The following is a 21,635-nucleotide window of genomic DNA, read 5'->3' on the forward strand; positions in this document are numbered from 1 at the left end:
GCCCACGGCAAGACGCTCGTCGCCTGGAGCGAGGAGGAGATCGCCGAGGCCTTCACCCGCTTCGAGGCGCAGGACCCCGAGCCCAAGGGCGAGCTGAACCACACCGACGCCTTCACCCTGCTGGTGGCCGTGGTGCTTTCGGCCCAGGCCACCGATACCGGGGTCAACAAGGCCACCCACGGCCTGTTCGCCGCCGCCGCCACGCCCGCCGCCATGGTGGCGCTGGGGGAGGAGGAGGTGGCCCGTCACATCCGCACCCTCGGCCTTTACCGGGGCAAGGCGAAGAATGTGGTGGAACTGTCCCGCCTGCTGCTGGAGCGCCACGCCGGCGTGGTGCCGCGCGACCGCGAAGCGCTGGAGGCGCTGCCGGGGGTGGGGCGCAAGACCGCCAATGTGGTGCTGAACATCGCCTTCGGCGCGCCCACCATCGCGGTGGACACGCACCTGTTCCGGGTTGCGAACCGCACCGGCCTTGCGCCCGGCCCGACGCCGCTGGCGGTGGAACTGGGCCTGGAGGCGCGCATCCCCGACCGCTTCAAGCTGCACGCCCACCACTGGCTGATTCTGCACGGCCGCTACATCTGCAAGGCGACCAAGCCCGAATGCGGCCGCTGCATCATCGCCGACCTCTGCCGCTGGCCGGAGAAGCGGTTCTGACGGAGGTTTCCCCCTCACCCCCAACCCCTATCCCGCAAGGGGAGAGGGCCGCTACGCCATCTCCCCTTGTGGGAGAGGGCTGGGGCGAGGGGTGTCGGAACTTCGGGCGGCTTAGCCGCCCCCTCAGCGCATCTCCGCCAGGAAGGCGCGCACCTCGTCCGGGTTCACGTCCCTGGCCACGAAGGCCTCGCCGATGCCGCGCACCAAGATGAAGGTGAGCGCGCCCCGGCTCACCTTCTTGTCCTGGGCGATGAGGGTCATCAGCCCGTCCGTGTCCGGCAATTCGCCCGGCACGTCGGAGATCTTGGTGGGCAGGCCGGCGGCTTCCAGATGCCGCACCACCCGCGTCACGTCCTGCCCCGGGCACAGGCCGAGCCGCGCCGAGAAGGCGAAGGCCAGCGCCATGCCGATGGCGACGCCTTCGCCGTGGAGCAGACGGCTGGAATAGCCGGCGCCGGCCTCCAGCGCGTGGCCGAAGGTGTGGCCAAGGTTCAGCAGCGCCCGGTCGCCGGTCTCCTTCTCGTCGCGGGCGACGATGGCGGCCTTGGCCATGCAGCTCGCCGCCACGGCCGTGATGCGCTCCGGCCCGCCGCCGATCACGCCGGCAAAGTCGCGCTCCAGCGTGTCGAACAAAGCGCGGTCGCCAAGCAGGCCGTATTTCACCACTTCCGCATAGCCGGCGCGCACCTCGCGCACGGGCAGGGTGTCGAGCGCCGCGGTGTCGGCCAAAACCAGCACCGGCTGGTGGAAGGCGCCGACGAGGTTCTTGCCCTGGGGCGAGTTGATGCCGGTCTTGCCGCCGACGGAGGAATCCACCTGGCTGAGCAAGGTGGTCGGCGCCTGCACCACGTCCACCCCGCGCCGCAGCACCGAGGCGGCGAAGCCCGCAAGGTCCCCCACCACGCCGCCGCCCAGCGCCAGCACCAGGTCGCGCCGCTCGATGCGGGCGGAAATGAGCCCTTCCACAACCTGCTGAAGGCCGGGCCAGCCCTTGGTCTTCTCGCCCGGCTCCACCACGATGGCGGTATGGTCGATGCCGGCGGCAGCGAGCGAATCCTGAACCGTCTTCAGGTGGCCGGCGGCCACCACGTTGGCGTCGGTGACGATGGCCACCCGCGCGCCCTTGCGCAAAACGGTGACATGGGTGCCGGCCTCGGCGAGGAGGCCGGGGCCGATATAGATGTCGTAGGGCCGCCCGGCCACGTCCACGCGCACGGTGCTGCGGGTGATGTCGCCGATGGGCAGGGGCTCGGGCTCGGCATGGGCCAGATCGGCGGGACCAAGGGGGGCGGACATGGAACGGGTCCCTTCGGGATACTGGATGACATGGCGGCTCACGGCGCCGATCACCTCCTCCACCACCATCTCGTGCACCACGTCGCGGCTGTCCACGATGACGTCGGCGAGGGCGTAGGTGTCGCCGCGCTGCTGCAGCAGGGCGGCGAGCTTCGCCGCCGGGTCGCCCTGGGCGAGGAGGGGGCGGTCGGTGCGCTTCTTCACGCGCTTGAGCAGGGTGTGGAGGTCGGCGCGCAGCCAGACGGAGACGCCCTGGCGGGCCACCACATCGCGGGTTTCCGCATTCATGAAGGCGCCGCCGCCGGTGGCGAGCACGCTGGGGCCGGACTGGAGGAGGCGCGCCACCACCCGCTTCTCGCCTTCGCGGAATTCCACCTCGCCGCGGCGGGCGAAGATTTCCGGAATGCTCATGCAGGCGGCGCGCTCGATCTCCTCGTCCGCGTCGACGAAGGGCAGGCCAAGCCGCTTGGCGAGCCTGCGGCCCACCGACGACTTGCCGGCCCCCGGCATGCCCACCAGCACGATGGAGCGGCGCCCGAGGCGGCGGACCATGTCGGCAGGCGTCACGCCGACGGGCGCGGCCTCGGCGGCTGCGCTGGTCTCGGCGTCCTTGCGGGACGGGGGGATATTTTGCGTCTGCACCCGCGCCTTCCTCGCTGCGGCGGCTTGGCCGTGCGCATGCAATCATGCGCGCGAACGGCGGACCGGACGGGTGCGGCTCTAGCATCCGCAACGCGAGCCGGCAATGCGGTTGAACAAGACGCCATGGCGTGGCACCTCTCGATCTGAGGGGTCGCGCGGGTCGATTCGCGGCCCGGCACGAGGAGGCGAAGGTGCCGACGCTCTTCCGCTTGCTGGCGGTTCTGGCCGTGCTGTGCGGCCTCGCCTATGCGGCCATGTGGGCGCTCGCCAACAAGGTGGAGCCGCTGCAGCGCGAGATCAGCTTCACCGTGCCAGCCGAGAAGATCGGCAAATGAGCGCTGAAGGGCTGCCCCAGGATGGGTCGCCCGAAGATGGGTCGCCGGAAACGGGCCTGTCCAGAAAGGGGCTGGCCGCATCCGGCCCGCTGGCGCTGTTCCTGGACATGCAGGCGATCGAGCGCGGCGGCGGGCCCAACACCCTCGATGCCTACCGCCGCGACCTGACCGACCTCGCCGAATTCCTCTCCCCCGTGCCCCTCGCCGCGGTCGATACGAGCGCGATCCGCGCCTATCTCGCCGACCTGTCCGCGCGCGGTTTTGCCGCCACCACGGTGGCGCGGCGGCTGTCGGCCCTGCGCCAGTTCTACCGCTTCCTGTTCGCCGAGGGCCATCGCGCCGACGATCCCGCCGCCGTGCTGGAAGGTCCGAAGCGCGGCCGGCCCCTGCCCAAGGTGCTGAGCGTGGCCGAGGTGACCCGCCTCATCGACACTGCCCACCTGCGCGCTGCCCAGGCTGAGGAGAGTCAGACGGCGGGGCAGGGGAGCGAGGGGCAGGGCGGCGCGGGCGCCGGCGTGGAGCCGGCGGCGGGCGTGGCGAAGGCCGCTCACGCTGAAGTGCTGCGCCTGAGGCGGGTCGCCTGCATGGTGGAGCTGCTGTACGCCAGCGGGTTGCGCGTGTCCGAGCTGGTGGCGCTTCCGGCCGCTGCGGCCCGGTCCCGGGGCGAGGCCATTCTCGTCACCGGCAAGGGCCGCAAGGAACGCCTCGTCCCGCTCTCCGATCCCGCCAAGGTGGCCATGCTCGCCTTCCTCGCCGCGCGGCGGGCAGCGGGGCTGGAGGCCTCGCGCTGGCTGTTCCCCTCCGGCAGCCAGAGTGGCCACGTCACCCGCCAGCAGGCGGCGCGGGACCTGAAGGAGCTGGCGCTGGCGGCGGGGCTCGATCCGGCGAAGCTGTCGCCCCATGTGCTGCGCCACGCCTTCGCCAGCCATCTGCTCACCCATGGCGCCGACCTGCGGGTGGTGCAGACCCTGCTCGGCCATGCGGATGTCTCCACCACCCAGATCTATACCCACGTCCTCGACGAGCGCCTGAAAAGCATGGTCCGCGACCTGCACCCGCTGTCGGACGAGTGAGCCCCCGTTCCCCGGCCGACTGTAGCGACAGCGGAAGGAGAGCCGGGGCCCAGCGCAAGAGTCCGCCGCAGGCGCTTCTGAACCCTGGCGGCGCTGGCACGGCCTGCTTCGCAGGAGCTTTGCGCTGGGTCCCGGCTCGGCGCTCCAGCTGCGCTGTCGCTGGTCCGGGACGCGGAGTGAAGCCGGGCGCGGCGGGCGGGCCCTTCAGAACCGCGTCACCACCGCGGCCAGTTCGGGACGGGGGCGGTCTTCCAGCTTCTGGGTGGCGGTGCCGATATAGATGAAGCCGGTGATGCGCTCGAAGGTGTCCAGGCCCAGCGCCGCGCGGGCTTCCGAATCATAGGTCGGCCATTCGGAGAGCCAGGTCGCGCCGTAGCCGAGGGCGGCGGCGGCGATCAGCATGTTCTGGCAGGCGGCGGCGGAGGACATGAGCTGCTCGAATTCCGGGATCTTCACATGCGGCGCGGCGCGGGAGACCACCGCGACCACCACCGGCGCGCGCAGGAAGCGCCCGCGCTCGTCCTCCAGGCGCTTCTCCGATATGCCGGGATCGGCCGCCGCTGCCACCTCCGCCAGCAGGCTGCCGGCACGGTCGCGGCCTTCGCCCTCGAACACGATGAAGCGCCAGGGGGCCAGCTTGCCGTGGTCCGGCACGCGGGAGGCGATGGTGAGGATGGTGTCCAGCTCCTGCGCCGACGGGCCGGGCGCGATGAGGTCGATGACGCGGGACGAGCGGCGGGTGGTCAGGAGTTCGAGGGCGTCGGGCATGGGGCAATGGCTCTGCTGAAGAATGGGACGTCGCAAGGCGGGTAGAGCGGCACCATAAGGGCAAGTGCCGCCGGTTTGAACAGGGCGCGGGCCGGCAAAGGGGGCGCCTGAACATGCCGGCCCCTGCGGCTTCCCCTGCGGATGGCGGTCCGGTTCGCGCGGCGGGACGAAGCTGCCGCTGCGGCGCCGACTTGAATCCGCCCCGAATATTGTGCACGTCAGCACACATGATCCGTTTCGCCCGCGCTTTTGGCCGCTCTCCCGCCGTTTGCTGCCGTGTGCCGCGCCGCCGCGGACGGCGGCTCGCGGCGTTGGCGTGCGCCGCGCTGGCCGTGGCCGCGCCGGTGCTCGCCACCCCGCGCGATGCCGCCGCGCAAACCATGCAGTTCCTCGGCCCCCCCGCCGCGCCGCCGCCGGCCGGGCCATTCCAGACCCCGCCCAATGCCCCGCGCCCGGCGTTCCAGGCCCCCGGCGGGGGAGGCGCAGGCGGCCCCGCTCCGTCGAGCCGCGAGCCCCATGCGGTGCTGCCGCAGGCGCCGGCCGGCAAGGCGGCGCTCGGCGTGTTCGCCCGGTTCGGGGCCGATGGCGCGGCGATCCCCCGCGGCGTCGTCTGGCGCGTCTTCGCCGACCAGCCGGAAAGCACGGGGGCCTTCCCGCTGGTGGCGGAAAGCTCCGAGGCGACGCCGGTCTTCTTCCTCAATCCCGGTGGCTACATCGTCCATGTGTCCTACGGCTTCGCCAACGTGGCCCAGAGGGTGCAGATGGGGCCGCTCTCGCGCCGCCAGGCGTTCGACGTGCCGGCCGGCGCCCTGCGCCTGTCCGCCGACGTGGAGGACAAGCCCATTCCCGCCCAGAAGCTGACCTTCGACATCTTCGAAGGCTCGTTCCTGCAGGGCCGCACCTCCAGCCAGCCCTATTATCGCGGCGCCGGCGCCGGCGAGGTGGTGCTGCTGCCCGAGGGCACCTACCACGTGGTGTCCACCTACGGCGACGCCAATGCCGTGGTGCGCGCCGACGTCACCGTCGCCCCCGGCAAGCTCACCGACGCCACCGTGCACCACCGCGCCGCCCAGATCATGCTGAAGCTGGTGAAGGTGGTGGGCGGGGAGGCGCAGGCCGACACCCAGTGGACGGTGATCACCCCCGGCGGCGACACCATCAAGGAATCCATCGGCGCCTTCCCCACCTTCGTGCTGTCGGAGGGCGACTACACCGCCATCGCGCGCAAGGACGGCAAGAATTTCAGCCGCGAGATCAAGGTGGAAGCCGGCAAGAACCAGGAAATCGAGGTGCTGGCGAAATAGCGCGCCGGCGGGCCTGAGGGCCGCAAGCATCGGGACGGATCTGCCCCGCCGTCCCGCCTGAACGGATCGCGCGCTGGAACAGGCGCCGGGAACATGACCGGGGAGGACGAGAATGGGGTCCCGCTTTGCTGCCTTTCATCTTGCGGGGGCGGCCCTCGCCTCGGGCTTCATCGTAGCTGCGATGGTGGCCGACATGGTATCCGCGCCGCCGGCCCAAGCGGCCGATGCCGCCGCAGGGCGTGCTCTTGCGGAGCGCTGGTGCGCCACCTGCCACGTGGTCGGGGGTGCACCGCAGAGCGCGGTGAGCGATGCGCCCACCTTCGCGGCCATCGCTTCGCGGGACGGAGACATTTCGCCGGCCTGGCTCGCCTTCCGCCTGCTCGGCCCCCATCCGCAGATGCCGCAGGTGTCGCTCTCCCGCGCGCAGGCGGCCGATCTTTCCGCTTATCTGGCGACGCTGAAGAAGTAAGGCATCGCGCCGGTTGCGCGGCCGCAGGCATGAAAAAGGCGGGAGGTCTGAACCTCCCGCCTTTTTCCCATCAATCCCGCGCTCACGCCGCCCGTTCGGCCTTGGCCTGAGCCTTGCGCTTGAGGTCCGGCGGCACCGCCTCATCCACCAGCGCCGCCACCACCTCGTCGAGGGACCCGCCGGTCTGGGCGTTGGAGCCGAGGCGGCGGATGGAGAGGGTGCGCTCGGCCGCCTCCTTCTTGCCCGCCACCAGCAGCACCGGAACCTTGGCGAGCGAATGCTCGCGCACCTTCAGGTTGATCTTCTCGTTGCGCACGTCGAGTTCCACCCGCAGGCCTTCCGCCTTCAGCAGCTCCGCCACCTCGGCGGCATAGTCGTCCGCGTCCGAGGTGATGGTGGCCACCACCACCTGGGTGGGGGCGAGCCAGAGCGGGAAATGGCCGGCGAAATGCTCGATGAGGATGCCGGTGAAGCGCTCCATGGAGCCGCAGATGGCGCGGTGGATCATCACCGGCGTCTTCTTCTGGCCGTCCGCATCCACATAGAAGGCACCGAATCGCTCGGGCAGGTTGAAGTCCACCTGGGTGGTGCCGCACTGCCATTCACGGCCGATGGCGTCCTTCAGGGTGTATTCGAACTTGGGGCCATAGAAGGCGCCTTCGCCGGGCAGGATGCCGGTCTTGATGCGCCCGCCCGAGGCCGCCTCGATCTGGCCGAGCACGCGGGTCATCACCTCTTCGGCGTGGTCCCACACCGCATCCGAGCCCACGCGCTTGTCGGGGCGGGTGGAGAGCTTCACCACGATCTCCTCGAAGCCGAAATCGGCGTAGGTGGAGAGGATGAGATCGTTGATCTTCAGGCACTCGGCCGCCATCTGCTCCTCGGTGCAGAAGACGTGGGCGTCGTCCTGGGTGAAGCCGCGCACCCGCATCAGCCCATGCAGCGCGCCGGAGGGCTCGTAGCGATGCACCGCGCCGAATTCGGCAAGGCGCAGAGGTAGATCGCGGTAACTCTTCAGACCGTGCTTGAAGATCTGCACATGGCCGGGGCAGTTCATGGGCTTCAGGGCAAAGACGCGCTCGTCCTTGGTCTCGTCGCCGGCGGACTGCACCTTGAACATGTTTTCCTTGTACCAGCCCCAGTGGCCGGAGGTCTCCCACAGGGCGGCATCGAGTACCTGCGGGGCGTTGACCTCGCTGTAGTCGGCCTTGAGGCGCCGGCGCATGTAGGCCACCAGCTCCTGGAACAGGGTCCAGCCCTTGGGGTGCCAGAACACCGTGCCGGGGCCTTCCTCCTGGAAGTGGAACAGGTCCATCTCGCGGCCGAGGCGGCGATGGTCGCGCTTCTCCGCCTCCTCCAGCCGGTGGATGTAGGCGGCCAGTTCCTTCTCGTCGTGCCAGGCGGTGCCGTAGATGCGGGTGAGCATGGGATTGTTCGAATCACCACGCCAATAGGCGCCGGCCACCTTCATGAGCTTGAAGGCGGTGCCGATCTTGCCCGTGGAGGGCATGTGCGGGCCGCGGCAGAGGTCGAACCACTCGCCCTGCTTGTAGATCTTCACGTCCTGGTCGGCGGGGATGGCGTCCACCAGCTCCACCTTGTAGCCCTCGCCCTTGGCGGCGAACACGCGCTTGGCCTCGTCGCGGGTCCACACTTCCTTGGTGAAGGGCCGGTCGCGGGCGATGATCTCGCGCATCTTCGCCTCGATCGCCGGCAGGTCCTCGGTGGTGAAGGGGGCGTTGCGGGCGAAGTCGTAATAAAAGCCGTTCTCGATCACCGGGCCGATGGTCACCTGGGTGCCCGGCCACAGCTCCTGCACCGCCTCGGCCATGACGTGGGAGCAGTCGTGGCGGATCAGCTCCAGCGCGCGCGGGTCGTCGCGGGTGACGATCTCCAGCTTCGCGTCGCGGGTGATGGGCTCGGCAAGGTCGGTGAGCGCGCCGTCGAGGGTGACGGCGACGGCCTTCTTGGCGAGGGACTTGGAGATGGCGGCGGCGATGTCCGCGCCGGACGTCCCTTCGGCATAGTCGCGCCTGGCGCCGTCAGGGAAGGTCAGGGAAACCATGTTACAACTCCTTGTCGCCCACTCCTGCGGACCACGCAGGTAGGCGTCTTTCCATGTTCACGCGGGTCTTTTAGGCGAGAGCGGGCATCGGCGTCCAGAACGGGGGATTGAGGAGCGGTGCCGGGCCTTGTTCACGGGGTCGTGCCCAGGTGGATACCGTTCGGCAACGCTTTGGGTGGAAAATGCTGCACTGCTCAGGCCGCGACCCCCCTTTTCCTCGCGCGCGGCCTCGGCTAATCCCGTGAGCGGGGTCGTGAGTGTTCGCCATGCTGGCGTCGTCCGCCCGGACCTGATGGATCGGGTCCGGAGCGGGGGCAGGGCGGTTCACGCCGGGGAAGGGAATGGGTTGGCCACGGAGCGGAATGTCCTGCCCCGCTTCCGACCTATTCACGTGTCACCGCTGTCAAAAGGGCGGATTCTGCCCTCGGACGCGTAAAGAGAGGCCGGCATGATGCCATCCACGTTCAAGACCTTGACCTTCGCCGCCCTGCTCCAGGTCGGCGTGTTTGCCTTTGCGTCGGCTGCCAGCGCCCAGATCGGCCCGCGTGGCGCGCCGGGCGCCGTGATGGACATCGACGAGCAGCCGGGCCTTGAGGCGCCGCAGGACGACGTGGCCCAGATGGACCCCGCCTTCCGCCGCCAGCCGGTGTATTTCCGCACCACCGAGAAGCCGGGCACCATCGTCATCCACACCAACGAGCGCTTCCTGTACCTGGTGCAGGGTGACAACCGCGCCATGCGCTACGGCATCGGCGTCGGCCGCGACGGCTTCCAGTGGTCCGGCCTCAAGAGCATCGAGCGCAAGTCCGAGTGGCCCGACTGGACCCCCCCGGCGGAGATGATCCAGCGCCAGCCCTATCTGCCGCGCTTCATGGCCGGCGGCCCCGGCAACCCCATGGGCGCCCGCGCGCTCTACATCAGCGGCACCGTCTACCGCATCCACGGTACCAACCAGCCGCAGACCATCGGCTATGCCGTGTCTTCGGGCTGCTTCCGGCTCGTGAACACCGACATCATCGACCTGTATTCCCGCGTGCCCGTGGGCACCAAGGTCGTGGTGCGCCAGCAGGCCGCCCTCTGAGGGGTGGTCCTTTTTCTCCTTTTTTCTCACTGGGGGCATTCATGAAGACGATCCTGGCGCTTCTGGCCGGCGCCACCCTTGCGCTTGCCGCACCGGCGGCCTCGGCGCAGACCCTGAAGACGGTGAAGGACCGCGGCGAACTGGTGTGCGGCGTGTCCAAGGGCCTGCCCGGCTTCTCCGCCCCCGACGCCTCCGGCAAGTGGAGCGGCTTCGACGTGGACGTGTGCCGCGGCCTCGCCGCCGCCATCTTCAACGACGCGAACAAGGTGAAGTTCGTGCCGCTGTCGGCGGACGAGCGCTTCCCCGCCCTCACCAAGGGCAATGTGGACGTGCTCTCGCGCAACTCCACCTGGACCCTGGAGCGCGAGGCCAAGCTCGGCCTCCTGTTCACCGCCATCAACTATTATGACGGCCAGGGCTTCCTGGTGCGCGACGCCCGCAAGGTCACGTCCGCCCTCGAGCTGGACAAGTCCAAGGTCTGCGTGCAGGCCGGCACCACCGCCGAGGAGAGCACCAAGGACTATTTCGCCGCCAACGGGATGGCGCTGGAACTGGTCACCCTGCCCACCAGCACCGACCTGGTGAAGGCCTATGAAGAGGGCAAGTGCGACACCCTCACCACGGACGTGTCGCAGCTTTATGCCCTGCGCCTGACCATGGCGAAGCCCGCCGACCACATCGTGCTGCCCGACGTGATCTCCAAGGAGCCCCTCGGCCCCGTGGTGCGCCAGGGCGACGACCAGTGGTTCAACCTCGTCAAGTGGACCATCTTCGCCATGATCAACGCCGAGGAACTCGGGGTGGCCACCGCCACCGTCGACGCGGCGCTCGCCTCCAAGAAGCCGGAAGTGCGCCGCCTCGTGGGCACCGACGGCAATTACGGCGAGGAACTGGGCGTGACCAAGGACTTCGCCGTGCGCATCGTCAAGGCGGTGGGCAATTACGGCGAGAGCTTCGAGCGCAACGTGGGTGCCGCGTCCAAGCTGGGCATTCCGCGCGGCATCAACCAACTCTGGAGCATGGGCGGCATCCAGTACGCCCCGCCGGTGCGCTGAGGCATATCCGTTCTGTCAGATCAGTGGTTTGAAAGGGGCCGGTCCGTTTCCACGGGCCGGCCCCTTTCTGCTCGCGGCGATGTGAGTGCGGAAATGCCCCTGCGGCATCGACCTTAAGATACCGCCTGCCTAAGCTCCCCTCGCCTTCATGCAGAGCGGAGTAGATTGATGACCGAGGTTTCTCGGCGGACCCTTCTGGCCGGAACGGCCGGCGCCGCGGGCGCGATGCTCGCGGGTGCAGGCACCCTGGCAGGCGGCCTTGTGGCAGGAAGCGGGATGGCACACGCACAGACACCCGCCCCGGCGCCCGCGGCCGCCGCGCCTCAGGCCGGCCAAGTGCCGAGCGCCTATCGCTACAAGGTGGGCGACGTGGTGGTCACCGCTGTGTCCGACGGCATGCGCACCATTCCCCTCTCCGACACCTTCGTGCGCAACCAGCCCCGGGAGGCCGTGAACGCGGCACTGAAGGCGGCGTTCCTGCCCGAGAATGAAATTCCCCTCTCCTTCACCGTGCTGCTCCTCGACATGGGCGGCAAGCGCGTGCTGGTGGACACCGGCAATGGCGGCAAGCCGGGGCCGGTGGGGCAGGTGCGTGGCACCCTCGCGGACATCGGCATCGATCCGGCGACGGTGGACCACGTGGTCATCTCCCATTTCCACCCGGACCACATCAACGGCCTGCTCACCCCGGACGGCGCGCCCGCCTTCCCGAAGGCACAGGTCAGCGTGCCCGAGCGCGAATGGGCGTTCTGGATGGACGAAGGCCAGATGAGCCGCGCCCCCGAGGGACTGAAGAATACCTTCCAGAACGTGCGGCGCGTGTTCAAGCCGTTCGAGGGCAAGGTGGAGCGCTACGCCTGGGGCAAGGAGGTGGCGCCCGGCCTCGTGTCCGTAGGCACCCCCGGCCACACGCCGGGGCACACCTCGTTCACCCTCGCCTCGGGATCGGACGCCCTCTTCATCCAGTCGGACCTTACCAACCTGCCGGCCCTGTTCGTGCGCAATCCCACCTGGCACGCGGTGTTCGACATGGACCCGGTGATGGCCCAGGAGGTGCGGCGGAAGACCTACGAGCGGCTCGCCGGCGAGCGCACGCAGGTGGCCGGCTATCACTTCCCCTTCCCCGGCGCCGCACACCTGGAGAAGGACGGCGAGGGCTTCCGCTACATCCCGGTCTACTGGCGCCCGGTGCTGTAGGCCCTTTCAGGCCGGGGTGTCGGCCACCTCGGCGCCGATCCAGCCCAGATAGGCGGCAAGCCCGCCCTCCACCGGCAGCACCAGGATGGCCGGAACCTCATAGGGGTGGCGGGCGCGCACCGCCTCCACCACGTCCGGGGCGCGGGCGGCGGTGGTCTTCAGGATCATCACCACTTCGTCCGCGCGTTCCACCTGCCCCTCCCAGCGGTAGACGGAGACCATGCCCGGAAGGATGTTGGCGCACGCCACAAGCCGCTCGGCCACCAGCGCGCGGGCCACGTTCTCGGCGGCTTCGCGCGAGGGGAAGGTGGTGTAGACGAGGCGCGGCTGCATGGGTCCTGGCTCCCGATCGGCCGGCTCTTCATAGCCGATGCCCGGCCTGCGGCGAAGGTGGCCCGGCGGACATGGCACCCCGCCAGCGCCTACGCCTCGACAGACGGCGGCCGGGCCGCTAGACCGAAACCCCCATTCCCCGCGTGCCCGGCGCCCTGCGCCGGATGCCGACCAGGCCGCCGCACCGATGAGCGAATCTCCCCGCCGCTTCAACAAGATCGCCTTCGTCGCCAGCCAGACGCCCGAGGCGGAGGCCGCCCGGGAGCGCCTGATGGCGCGCTATGGCGCGGTGGAGCATGAGGATGCGGATGTCATCGTCGCCCTCGGCGGCGATGGCCTGATGCTGCAGACCCTGCACCGCTTCCGCGACCGCGGCCTGCCCATCTACGGCATGCATCGCGGCTCGGTGGGCTTCCTCATGAACACCTTCCGGGAGGAAGGGCTGGTGGAGCGCCTCAGTGCCGCCCTGCAGGTGAGTATCCACCCCCTCATCATGGAGGCGGTGGACGCCAGCGGCACCCGCCACCGGGCGCCGGCCTTCAACGAGGTGTCGCTGCTGCGCCAGTCGTATCAGGCGGCCAAGCTGCGCATCTCCATCGACGGCCGGGTGCGGCTGGAGGAACTGATCTGCGACGGCGTCATCGTGGCGACGCCGGCCGGCTCCACCGCCTACAACCTCTCCGCCCACGGGCCGATCCTGCCGCTGGGCACGGCACTGCTGGCGCTCACCCCCATCTCGCCGTTCCGCCCCCGCCGCTGGCGCGGGGCGCTGGTGCCGGACAAGGCGCGCATCGACATCGCCGTGATGGAGGCCGACAAGCGCCCGGTGAGCGCGGCGGCGGACCATTTCGAGGTGCGCGACATCATCGCCGTCTCGGCGCGGCTCGACGCCACGTCCTCCATCGACATGCTGTTCGATCCGGACCACGGGCTCGAGGAGCGTATCCTGCGCGAGCAATTCGTGTATTAGAGGCGGCGCGGCGGAAGCGCTTCCGTCCAGACTGGTCGAGCGCCCCCGCGTGCTCGCGTCAAAAAGGGCACAACGGCTTCCGGCGGTCCATGGTCTTCTCCTCGGTCACTTTCCTCTTCTATTTCCTGCCGGCGTTTCTGCTGTGCTACTTCGCGACGCCGGGCGTCCGGGCGAAGAACCTCGTTCTGCTGGCCTTCTCGCTGGTCTTCTATGCCTGGGGCGGCCTGGCCAATGTGGCGGTGCTCGCCGTCTCCATCGTCGGCAACTACCTGCTGGCCCTCTTCATCGACAAGCGCAGCGAAGGCTGGCGGCTGAAGGCGCTGGGGCTCGCCGTGGCGGCCAACCTGTGCGGCCTCATCGCCTTCAAATATGCCGGCTTCCTGGCGGAGAACCTGAACGTCCTGCTCGGCCCCCTCGGGGTGGCGCTGCCGGTGGTGCATCCGGCGCTGCCGCTGGGCATCTCCTTCTTCACCTTCCACGCCATCTCCTACCTCGTGGACGTCTACCGCCGCAAAGCCGCGGCCAACGGGCGGTTCGAGGAGATCGCGGTCTACATCACCATGTTCCCGCAGCTGGTGGCGGGACCCATCGTGCGCTACTCCACCATCGAGCGGCGGATCCATACGCGGCGGACCACGCTGGGGCGGGTGTCGGCGGGCCTGCGCATCTTCATCATCGGCCTGTCGTGGAAGGTGCTCATCGCCGACGAGGTGGCGCCCGTGGTCGCCGCCGTGTTCGACAACACGCCCCATCCCAATCTCGGCGAGGCGTGGCTCGGCCTCACCGCCTATGCGCTGCAGATCTATTTCGACTTCGGCGGCTATTCCAACATGGCCATCGGCCTCGCCATCGCCATGGGCCTGAAGTTCCCGCGCAACTTCAACCTGCCCTATGGCGCGCGCTCCATCGCCGACTTCTGGCGGCGCTGGCACATGAGCCTGTCCAGCTGGTTCCGCGACTATGTGTACATCCCGCTGGGCGGCAACCGGGCGGGCCATCTGCACACGGCGGTGAACCTGTGGACCGTGTTTCTGCTCTGCGGCCTGTGGCACGGGGCGAGCTGGACCTTCGTGATCTGGGGCATCCACCACGGCAGCTTCCTGGTGCTGGAGCGCACCCGCTTCGGCGCCGCGCTGAAGCGGGCGCCGCGGCTCGTGTCCCACGCCTATGTGCTCGCCGTGGTGCTGTCCGGCTGGGTCTGGTTCCGCACCGATACATTGCCCGCCGCCATGGAGCTGTTCGAGGGGCTGGTGGGGCTGAACGGCATCGGGCCGCTCGCCGCCCAGCTGCAGGTGACGCTGAAGCCCGTCACCATGGTCATCATGGTGCTGGCCTGGCCGCTCGCCATGTTCGGCCTGCCGCGCCCCGGCGCGCGGGCGCTCGGCCCCAGGGTGCGCCTTGCCCTGTTCGGCACGGTGGATACGCTGGTGGTGTGGGTGCTGTTCGCCCTCTGCGTGCTCTCGGTGGGCGCGGCGACCTATTCGCCCTTCCTCTATTTCCGCTTCTAGAGACTTTCGCTTGGTGCATTTTCTTCTCGCGAACCGGTGCCCACTTCGCTCGAAAATGCTTATGCAGGAGGACAGACCATGCCGCTGCTGATGTCCTTCCGCCGCTGGTGGGCCGCCGTATTCGTGGGCATCCTGCTGCTGCCCACCCTCGGCCATGTGCTGCCCGACGTGGCCGGCCCGCCGCCCACCGTGCTGGAGCCGGAAGCGCGCTGGTGGGAGGACGCGGCGCGGCGGCTCGACCCCTACATCAACAACACCTTCGGCTTCCGCGGCGCGGTGCTCACCGCCCATCTGGCCTATGTGCGGGCCATGGGCGACAGCCTGACCAGCCGCGTGCTGAAGGGCGAGCACGGCGCCCTGTTCCTCAACGAGGACAAGGCGCTGGAGCAGTCCATCGGCCAGCTGGTGCGGCCGGAGCCGCTGGGCAAGCTGTTCGACATGGTGAAGCGGCTGAACGACTACATGATCGCCCACGGCGGGCGGTTCGTGATGCTGGTGCCGCCCAACGGCCATACCGCCAATTTCGAGCTGCTGCCCGCCTATGCGCGCCGGCTCAAGACGGCGCCGACGGAATACGATCTGGTGGCCACGCGGATGAAGGACGCCGGCATCGCCTTCGTGGACATGCGCCCCATCATGGCCGAGGCGAAGAAGACCGGTCCCGTGCACTGGCGCTACGACACCCATTGGAACCTGCGCGGCGCGCTGCTCGGATTCAATGCCGCCATGGCGGCGGCGGGCCGGCCCGACCTGGAGGTGCGCCCGGACGACGCGCTGGAGCCGCCGGTGCCGTCCTTCGTCGGCGACCTCGGGCGCCTGAGCGGCATCCGGCCCTCCGAGCCCGACCTCGACTATCCGGGCAGGGCGCCCATGCAGGCGCCGGCGAACAAGGTCGCCCTGCCGGGGGTGATGCCGGAGGTGAGCAAGACCGATCCGTTCGTGCCCTATGCCTATGTCTCCGGCCATCCGGGGCCGCGCATCCTGGTGATCGGTGATTCCTTCACGCAAGGCCTGTGGGAGGGCCTGCTGGCCCATCGCGCCTCGGTCTATGGCTGGATGCACCACCGCCTGTGCCGCTTCGACATGGCGGCGGTGGAGCGCTTCAAGCCCGACATCCTGATCTATGCGCCCACCGAGCGCGCCCTGCCCTGCAAGGGCGGACCCGCCCACTGGCCGCCGACGCAGGGCGCCGGCTGACTCCGGCGCCTGGACGGGCGGTGGCTCACGCCGCCGGGGTGCGGGCCTTCATGTCCATGCCGCCGCCGGGGGGACGCTCGCGCTCGATCAGGCGGTCCACCGGCGCGTAGTCGAGGTAGCCGCAGCGGGCGATCACCTTCAGCGCCGCAATGTCCACCCGCCCGTCGATGATGGCGGCGTCGTCGATATAAACCCCCACCACCTCGCCGATGACCATGTAGGCGTCGGCCTGCACCCCATCCCGGCCGCGCGGGCGGAAGGTCTCCACATAGACGCATTCCAGCGCGCAGGGCGCGGCGGCCACGCGGGGCGGCTTGACGAGGCGCGACGGCGCGCGGGCGATGTCCGCCGTGTCGAACTCACTGACATTGCGGGCCACGGGGGAGGAGGTGAGGTTCACCTTGTCCACCAGATCGAGGGTGGCAAGGTTGCACACGAATTCGCCGGTGGCCTCGATGTTCGCGAGGCTGTCCTTGGCGCCGAGCGAGGAAAACATGACGAGGGCGGGCGCCTCGGAGATCATGTTGAAGAAGGAATAGGGCGCGAGATTCGCCACGCCGTCCGGGGTGAGCGATGAGATCCAGCCGATGGGCCGGGGGGCGACGATGGCCTTCAGCGGCGCGTGGGGCAGGCCGTGATTGCGCTTGGCGGGTTCGTAGAACATCACTGTGCTTTCGTGGGGCGAGGTGGGGCGAGTTTAAAGCCGGATCCGAGCAGATTGAATCCATCTGATCGGCCCGTGCTCTCGCTGGCGCGTGGCCGTCGCGCGGCATCGTCCGGCATAGGCCCGCCCGGCGAGGGGTGGGACCCGCGGGCCTGCCCGCTCAGGCGCCCAGGGCCACCATGGCCTCCTGGATGTCGGGGAGCGCGCGCTCCGCCGCCTCCGCTCCGGCGGCGATGGCTTCCCTGGCCCGGGGGAACTCGAACAGGCCGATTTTCCCGAGCTTGGGAGAGACCATGATGTCGGGGGGATCGCCGGCGAGCCGCGAGCGGGCGATGCGATCCTGGGTGATGTTGAACGCATCGATCATCACGGTGGAGAGCCCGCGCGGCCCGTCGCTGGCGGGGTGGCCGTGGCCGGCGAAGAACTGACGCTTCAGCCGCTCCGGGCTCAGCATGGCGGCGATGCCTTCCTTCTTCGCCCCCAGCGCCACCTCGGCCACGCGCTCCACCACGCCGCCGTGGTCCTGGATGACCGTGCCGTGGCCGAACACGTCGGCATTGAGGTTCACCGCGATGACCATGCGCGCGCCCATGGCGCGGGCGGCGGAGACCGGGACGGGATTGACCAGCGCCCCGTCCATCAGCCAGCGCCCGCCCACCTTCACCGGCGTGAAGATGCCCGGCAGGGCGTAGGAGGCACGGATCGCCTCCACGAAATCGCCGCGGGTGAGCCAGATCTCGTGGCCGGTGCCAAGCTCGGTGGCGATGGCGGCGAACACCACCGGCAGGTCCTCGATGGAGACCTCGCCCACGTTCCGTCGCATCAGCTCCACCAGCCGCCGGCCGCCGATGAGGCCCGCCCCGCCGAGGGCGAAATCCAGCAGCCCCAGCACGTTGCGCTTGGTGAGGCTGATCGCCCAGTCTTCCAGTTCGTCGAGCTTGCCGGCGGCGGCGATGCCGCCCACCACCGCGCCGATGGAGGTGCCGGCCACCACCGAGGGGTGGATGCCGGCCTGCCGCAGCACTTTCAGCACCCCGATATGGGCAAAGCCCCGTGCCGCCCCGCCGCCAAGGGCGATGCCGATGGCCGGGCGACCCCGCTCGCCGTCCCGCAGGGGACGGTGGGCGGGGGTGCCGAAATCGGGTGGAACACCATCGTCGGGGACGCTCGGTGTGCTCGGGGCGGAGTGCGTCGGCGACGCGGTCTCCGGCCCGGCGGATTCGGGCGCGGCCGGGTTGGAGCGCCAGTGGAGGGACTGGAACATGTGCGCCTCCTGGAGCCGGGTCCGATCAGCCTTGAGCAGGCTGATCGGCAAATCCGTCCCTGAACGTCGAGACAGAGAACGCGGTGTCCGTCCCGCTTGCGATGCGAGGAACGGCGCGTGCTCCGGAGCCTGGCAGCAGGTTACTAATTTCCGGTGTCGGAAGCGTGGCGCTGATTTACCGCTTCAGTGGTCGTGACCATGACCGTCCTTGCCGTAGACCGCGGCGGGATCGAAGCGGGGCGCATCGCCGGTGAAGGCGAGCTTCGTTTCGGCGGAGGGCGCGGCGCCGAGCGGCACGGTGCGGTAGAAGCAGGAGCGCCGGCCGGTGTGGCAGGCGGCGCCGGTGCCGCCCATCTCCACCTTGATGACCACCGCGTCCTGGTCGCAGTCGATGCGCATCTCCCGCACCTTCTGGGTGTGGCCGGAGGTCTCGCCCTTCTTCCAGAGCGTGCCGCGGGAGCGGCTGAAATAGTGCGCCTCGCCGGTCTCCATGGTGAGGGCTAGGGCCTGCGCATTCATGTGGGCGAGCATCAGCACCTCGCCGGTCCCGGCATCCACCGCCACGCAGGTGATGAGGCCGTTGGCGTCGAAGCGGGGCGAGAGGAGGGTGTTCTCCTCCAGCACCGCGCCCTTGCCGGGGGCGGGGAAGGAAAAGGGGTCTGTCTTGGAGCCGGCTGTCTCGGTGCTCATGGCGTCTGCTCGAACGTAAAGGGGCGTCCCCGCGCCGCGGGAACGCCCCGATGAAAGCGGGTGCCTCCGGAGCCCGGGATCAGGATTTGGAGCGCACCAGGGTGATGAAGCGCACCTGCTCGGCCGGGTCGTCCCGGAACACGCCGGTGAACTGGGTGGTGAGGGTGGAGACACCCTGCTTGGTGATGCCGCGCATGGACATGCACATGTGCTCGGCCTCGATCATCACCGCCACGCCGCGCGGGCGCAGGCCCTCGTCGAGGGTGGTGGTGATCTGGGAGGTGAGGTGCTCCTGGGTCTGCAGGCGGCGGGCGAAGATGTCCACCACCCGCGCGATCTTGGACAGGCCCACCACCCGCTCCACCGGGAAATAGGCGATGTGCGCCTTGCCCACGAACGGCACCATGTGGTGCTCGCAATGGGAGTGGAAGGGAATGTCCCGCACCAGCACGAAATCGTCGAAGGTGCCGATCTCGCCGAAGGTGCGATCCAGCAGCTCGTCCCCATCCTCGCCATAGCCGGAGAACAGCTCGTCATAGGACTTCACCACGCGCTTCGGCGTGTCGAGAAGCCCCTCGCGGGCCGGGTCCTCGCCGATATAGGCCAGCAGGGTGCGCACGGCGGCTTCCGCTTCCTGCCGCGAGGGACGGGGCGTGCCGTCCGGCAGGGGGGGATGAACCTTCGGCGCCGGGGGGGTGCCGTCCGGCCGCGCAGCGGCCTTGGAGACGGCCTTGGCTTGCGCCTTGAGCTTACGCTCACGCTCTTCGTTCTCGGCCTGCGCCTTGAACAACTTCACTACCGCGTCCATGCCCAACTCCGTTCGACCCGCTCCCCGGGGCAGCGCCCAGGAGCGCCAACCCGCGGCAAGGCGGGAGTGTCACCGGTCGTCGGCTACGCATGCGCGGTGTCGCTCAAACCGCGCCCCGCCGGCATTATCCGGCGGCGGCTTTGCCGTCCGTATCCTGTTCCGAGATCCGAGAAGCCGGACCTGAAGTTCATGATGGGGCCGAATGCCCGTTTTCGCAAGGGCGGCGCCTCGGGCGGAGGTGTCGCGATGCCGTCCGTCCCCGGCGCGGCGGCAGCCCTTCCACCCGTTGCTCCCGAGGCTATATAAGAGCGTGACCCGGCAGGGCGCAGGTCCGCGCCCCCGCCCTTCGCAACCGACCCGCCCCCGAGGGCGGGGGAAGCCGCCCATGATCAACGACGTCTATAACGCCCGCATCCTCGCCCTCGCCGCCGATATCCCCCGCATCGGCCGCCTCGCAGCGCCGCAGGCGAGCGCCAAGGCCCATTCACGCCTGTGCGGCTCCACGGTGACGGTGGATCTCGTGCTGGACGGCGACCGGGTGGCGGATTTCGCCCATGAGGTGCGCGCCTGCGCCCTCGGCCAGGCCTCGTCCTCGCTGATGGCGCGCCATGTGATCGGCGCCAGCACGGCGGAACTGCGCGCGCTGCGCGAGGCCATGTGGAAGATGCTGCGCGACAACGGCCCGCACCCAGCCGGCCGCTGGGACGAACTGAAGGTGCTGGAGCCGGTGCGCGACTACAAGGCGCGCCATGCCTCCACCATGCTCACCTTCGATGCGGTGGTGGATGCCATCGACCAGATCGAGGCCGCGCGCGCCACCGCGGATCGGCCTGCCGACGAAACCGCCGCCGCGGCGGGCTGACGCCTCAACCGGCCACAGGGTGCGCGGCGCGGGTGTCGATGGCGGCGATGGCCTCCTCGGCGGCTTCATGGAAGGCGGCTTCCAGCGCCGGGCAGGCGCCGGCGAGGCCTTCCACCACGGCGCGGGACCATTCCACATACGCCCGGGCGCGGGCGGGACTCCAGTCCTGCGGCGGGTCCTCGGCGAGGGAGCGCAGGTTGGCGGTCTTGTCGGCGAGCTTCAGCACCTTGGCGCGGGCCGACAGGTGCGGGGCATGGGCCACCTGCAGGCGCTTGCGCTCGGCGGCCTCAAGGGCCTTGTCGTCGGTGACCTCCATGACGAGGCCCGCCACCTCGGCCCCGAAGGTGGCTTCGATCTCGGCGCGGGTGACATCCTGGTCCTCCACCACGTCGTGGAGCAAAGCGGCGGCGACGAGGGCGGCATCGCTGCCGCCGGTCGCCTCGCTCACCAGCAGGGCGACCTCCGCCAGATGGTTGACATAGGGCTGGGCGCGCCGGCCCTTGCGGCGCTGGTCGGTGTGGCGCAGCGTCGCGAAGGCGAGGGCGCGTACCACCAAAGCCAGCGGCGGGGCGGGTGCGGACGGTTCGGCCGCGGGGTTTGCAGGGTCGCGGGTCACGGGTTCACCTCCGCAGGGCGGAGCCGTGGCGGTCGCCGGGACCAACACGGCCCGGCCACGTTTGTGGGTTTGGATGACATCCATCAGCGCCGGTCACGATGGCGAATCTGAGGCGACAGGAACCACATGGACGGGGAAAGGGCAGGGGGCGGGCCGACGGAGGCCGGCACGGCGCGACCTGGGGTGGCCGGCTTCCTCGGCCGCCTGCCGCGCCATGCCCTGCGCGTGCCGATCCTGATCTATCGCTACACCCTGTCGTCCTTCATGGGCCGGCAGTGCCGCTATCTGCCCACCTGCTCGGACTATGCGGAGGAGGCGGTGATGCGCCATGGGGCGCTCGCCGGCTCGGTCATGGCCACCGCCCGCATCTGCCGCTGCCATCCCTGGGGCGGGCATGGCTACGATCCGGTGCCCCGCTGCCTGCCGGCCGAAGGGCGCTGGTACCGCTTCTGGCGCTACGGCGTCTGGCGCATGCCGAAGGAGCCGGACGGCGCGGGCTGAGAGGCTGCAGCCCGTGTGAGCCATCCGTGCCCCGGCCGACTGCAACGAAGCGCAGCGCAGTGGAAGGAGAGCCGGGACCCAGAGCAAGGACTCCGCCGCAGGCGCTTCCTGCCCCGAACACCGGGACACCCGATTGCCTGCTGCGCAGGAGTCGTGTGAAGAAGCCGTGCGCTTACGTCCCGGCTCGGCGCTCCGGCTGCGCCGTCGCTGGTCCGGGACGCGATGCGCCGTCAGGCTGGTGCTCAGTTGCGCTGCACCGGGGCGGGCATGGGGGCTGCAC

At 69.7% G+C, this 21,635-nt stretch carries 22 protein-coding genes; 13 read left to right on the forward strand and 9 right to left on the reverse strand.

The annotated features are described in order from the left end of the window. The coding region (gene nth, locus K9U41_RS13815) for an endonuclease III (RefSeq protein WP_282641421.1) at positions 1–657 on the forward strand (657 nt) is incomplete at its 5' end. Between the two features lie 123 nt (positions 658–780). Here nth and aroB read toward each other — a convergent pair. Then, entirely contained in the window at positions 781–2,505 is a 1,725-nt protein-coding gene (aroB, locus tag K9U41_RS13820) for a 3-dehydroquinate synthase (RefSeq protein ID WP_282641443.1), read from the reverse strand. Between the two features lie 281 nt (positions 2,506–2,786). On the opposite strand from aroB, the gene K9U41_RS13825 reads away from it, so the two are divergent. Further along, positions 2,787–2,930, forward strand: a complete 144-nt coding sequence (locus K9U41_RS13825) for a potassium-transporting ATPase subunit C (RefSeq protein WP_138398010.1) — start codon at positions 2,787–2,789, stop codon at positions 2,928–2,930. Further along, positions 2,927–4,003, forward strand: coding sequence for a site-specific tyrosine recombinase XerD (locus K9U41_RS13830; RefSeq protein ID WP_282641422.1), 1,077 nt, complete (start codon positions 2,927–2,929; stop codon positions 4,001–4,003). Before K9U41_RS13825 ends, K9U41_RS13830 begins: the two co-directional genes overlap by 4 nt. Before the next feature lie 204 nt (positions 4,004–4,207). On the opposite strand, the gene K9U41_RS13835 is transcribed toward K9U41_RS13830, so the two are convergent. Then, positions 4,208–4,771, reverse strand: coding sequence for a nitroreductase family protein (locus K9U41_RS13835; protein WP_282641423.1), 564 nt, complete (start codon positions 4,769–4,771; stop codon positions 4,208–4,210). A gap of 311 nt (positions 4,772–5,082) precedes the next feature. Here K9U41_RS13835 and K9U41_RS13840 point away from each other — a divergent pair, with 311 nt between their 5' ends. Together K9U41_RS13840 and K9U41_RS13845 are read left to right on the forward strand one after the other, a co-directional pair. Further along, positions 5,083–6,075 carry a hypothetical protein gene (locus tag K9U41_RS13840; RefSeq protein ID WP_282641424.1) on the forward strand — a complete coding sequence of 331 codons (993 nt, stop codon included), beginning with the start codon at positions 5,083–5,085 and terminating at the stop codon, positions 6,073–6,075. A gap of 112 nt (positions 6,076–6,187) precedes the next feature. Beyond that, positions 6,188–6,544 carry a c-type cytochrome gene (locus K9U41_RS13845; protein WP_282641425.1) on the forward strand — a complete coding sequence of 119 codons (357 nt, stop codon included), beginning with the start codon at positions 6,188–6,190 and terminating at the stop codon, positions 6,542–6,544. Between the two features lie 82 nt (positions 6,545–6,626). Here the strand turns inward: K9U41_RS13845 and thrS are convergent, their stop codons facing one another. Next, positions 6,627–8,609, reverse strand: a complete 1,983-nt coding sequence (gene thrS, locus K9U41_RS13850; RefSeq protein ID WP_282641427.1) for a threonine--tRNA ligase — start codon at positions 8,607–8,609, stop codon at positions 6,627–6,629. 448 nt (positions 8,610–9,057) lie between these two features. Between thrS and K9U41_RS13855 the strand changes: the two genes are divergently transcribed. From K9U41_RS13855 to K9U41_RS13865, 3 genes are all read left to right on the forward strand, one after another. After that, on the forward strand, positions 9,058–9,690 hold the full coding sequence (locus K9U41_RS13855) for a L,D-transpeptidase (protein WP_282641428.1): 633 nt from the start codon (positions 9,058–9,060) through the stop codon (positions 9,688–9,690). Positions 9,691–9,731: 41 nt separating this feature from the next. Then, on the forward strand, positions 9,732–10,745 hold the full coding sequence (locus K9U41_RS13860) for an amino acid ABC transporter substrate-binding protein (RefSeq protein ID WP_282641429.1): 1,014 nt from the start codon (positions 9,732–9,734) through the stop codon (positions 10,743–10,745). A gap of 168 nt (positions 10,746–10,913) precedes the next feature. Beyond that, positions 10,914–11,942: an MBL fold metallo-hydrolase gene (locus tag K9U41_RS13865; RefSeq protein WP_282641430.1), complete on the forward strand. Its 1,029-nt coding sequence runs from the start codon at positions 10,914–10,916 to the stop codon at positions 11,940–11,942. 6 nt (positions 11,943–11,948) lie between these two features. Here the strand turns inward: K9U41_RS13865 and cutA are convergent, their stop codons facing one another. Continuing rightward, positions 11,949–12,275: a divalent-cation tolerance protein CutA gene (gene cutA, locus K9U41_RS13870; RefSeq protein WP_282641431.1), complete on the reverse strand. Its 327-nt coding sequence runs from the start codon at positions 12,273–12,275 to the stop codon at positions 11,949–11,951. 187 nt (positions 12,276–12,462) lie between these two features. On the opposite strand from cutA, the gene K9U41_RS13875 reads away from it, so the two are divergent. The 3 genes from K9U41_RS13875 (at position 12,463) to K9U41_RS13885 (ending at position 15,950) form a co-directional block, all read left to right on the forward strand. Further along, positions 12,463–13,245 (forward strand): NAD kinase, encoded by a 783-nt coding sequence (locus K9U41_RS13875; RefSeq protein ID WP_282641432.1) that lies wholly within the window; start codon positions 12,463–12,465, stop codon positions 13,243–13,245. Positions 13,246–13,334: 89 nt separating this feature from the next. Continuing rightward, entirely contained in the window at positions 13,335–14,753 is a 1,419-nt protein-coding gene (locus tag K9U41_RS13880) for an MBOAT family O-acyltransferase (RefSeq protein ID WP_282641433.1), read from the forward strand. A 78-nt stretch (positions 14,754–14,831) separates the two neighbouring features. Beyond that, a complete protein-coding gene (locus tag K9U41_RS13885; protein WP_282641434.1) occupies positions 14,832–15,950 on the forward strand; it encodes an alginate O-acetyltransferase AlgX-related protein in 1,119 nt (372 codons plus the stop codon). Positions 15,951–15,975: 25 nt separating this feature from the next. Here K9U41_RS13885 and K9U41_RS13890 read toward each other — a convergent pair whose 3' ends face one another. The 4 genes from K9U41_RS13890 to folE all read right to left on the reverse strand — a co-directional run bounded on the left by K9U41_RS13890 (position 15,976) and on the right by folE (position 19,376). After that, positions 15,976–16,614, reverse strand: a complete 639-nt coding sequence (locus K9U41_RS13890) for a flavin reductase family protein (protein WP_282641435.1) — start codon at positions 16,612–16,614, stop codon at positions 15,976–15,978. A gap of 160 nt (positions 16,615–16,774) precedes the next feature. Next, on the reverse strand, positions 16,775–17,878 hold the full coding sequence (locus K9U41_RS13895) for a patatin-like phospholipase family protein (RefSeq protein WP_282641436.1): 1,104 nt from the start codon (positions 17,876–17,878) through the stop codon (positions 16,775–16,777). A 183-nt stretch (positions 17,879–18,061) separates the two neighbouring features. Continuing rightward, the gene (gene hisI / locus K9U41_RS13900; protein ID WP_282641437.1) at positions 18,062–18,568 is read right to left on the reverse strand and encodes a phosphoribosyl-AMP cyclohydrolase; all 507 of its coding nucleotides are present in this window, start codon (positions 18,566–18,568) and stop codon (positions 18,062–18,064) included. A gap of 79 nt (positions 18,569–18,647) precedes the next feature. Then, the gene (gene folE / locus K9U41_RS13905; protein WP_282641438.1) at positions 18,648–19,376 is read right to left on the reverse strand and encodes a GTP cyclohydrolase I FolE; all 729 of its coding nucleotides are present in this window, start codon (positions 19,374–19,376) and stop codon (positions 18,648–18,650) included. 385 nt (positions 19,377–19,761) lie between these two features. On the opposite strand from folE, the gene K9U41_RS13910 reads away from it, so the two are divergent. Next, complete coding sequence (locus K9U41_RS13910) at positions 19,762–20,238, forward strand: iron-sulfur cluster assembly scaffold protein (RefSeq protein ID WP_282641439.1); 477 nt, start codon at positions 19,762–19,764, stop codon at positions 20,236–20,238. Between the two features lie 4 nt (positions 20,239–20,242). Here K9U41_RS13910 and K9U41_RS13915 read toward each other — a convergent pair whose 3' ends face one another. Next, positions 20,243–20,854, reverse strand: a complete 612-nt coding sequence (locus tag K9U41_RS13915; protein WP_282641441.1) for an HD domain-containing protein — start codon at positions 20,852–20,854, stop codon at positions 20,243–20,245. 126 nt (positions 20,855–20,980) lie between these two features. Here K9U41_RS13915 and yidD point away from each other — a divergent pair, with 126 nt between their 5' ends. Next, positions 20,981–21,355: a membrane protein insertion efficiency factor YidD gene (yidD, locus tag K9U41_RS13920; RefSeq protein WP_282641442.1), complete on the forward strand. Its 375-nt coding sequence runs from the start codon at positions 20,981–20,983 to the stop codon at positions 21,353–21,355. Positions 21,356–21,635: the final 280 nt, after the last annotated feature.

This window comes from Xanthobacter autotrophicus, from assembly GCF_029991245.1.
In the GTDB taxonomy this organism is placed as follows: Bacteria; Pseudomonadota; Alphaproteobacteria; order Rhizobiales; family Xanthobacteraceae; genus Xanthobacter; species Xanthobacter autotrophicus_C.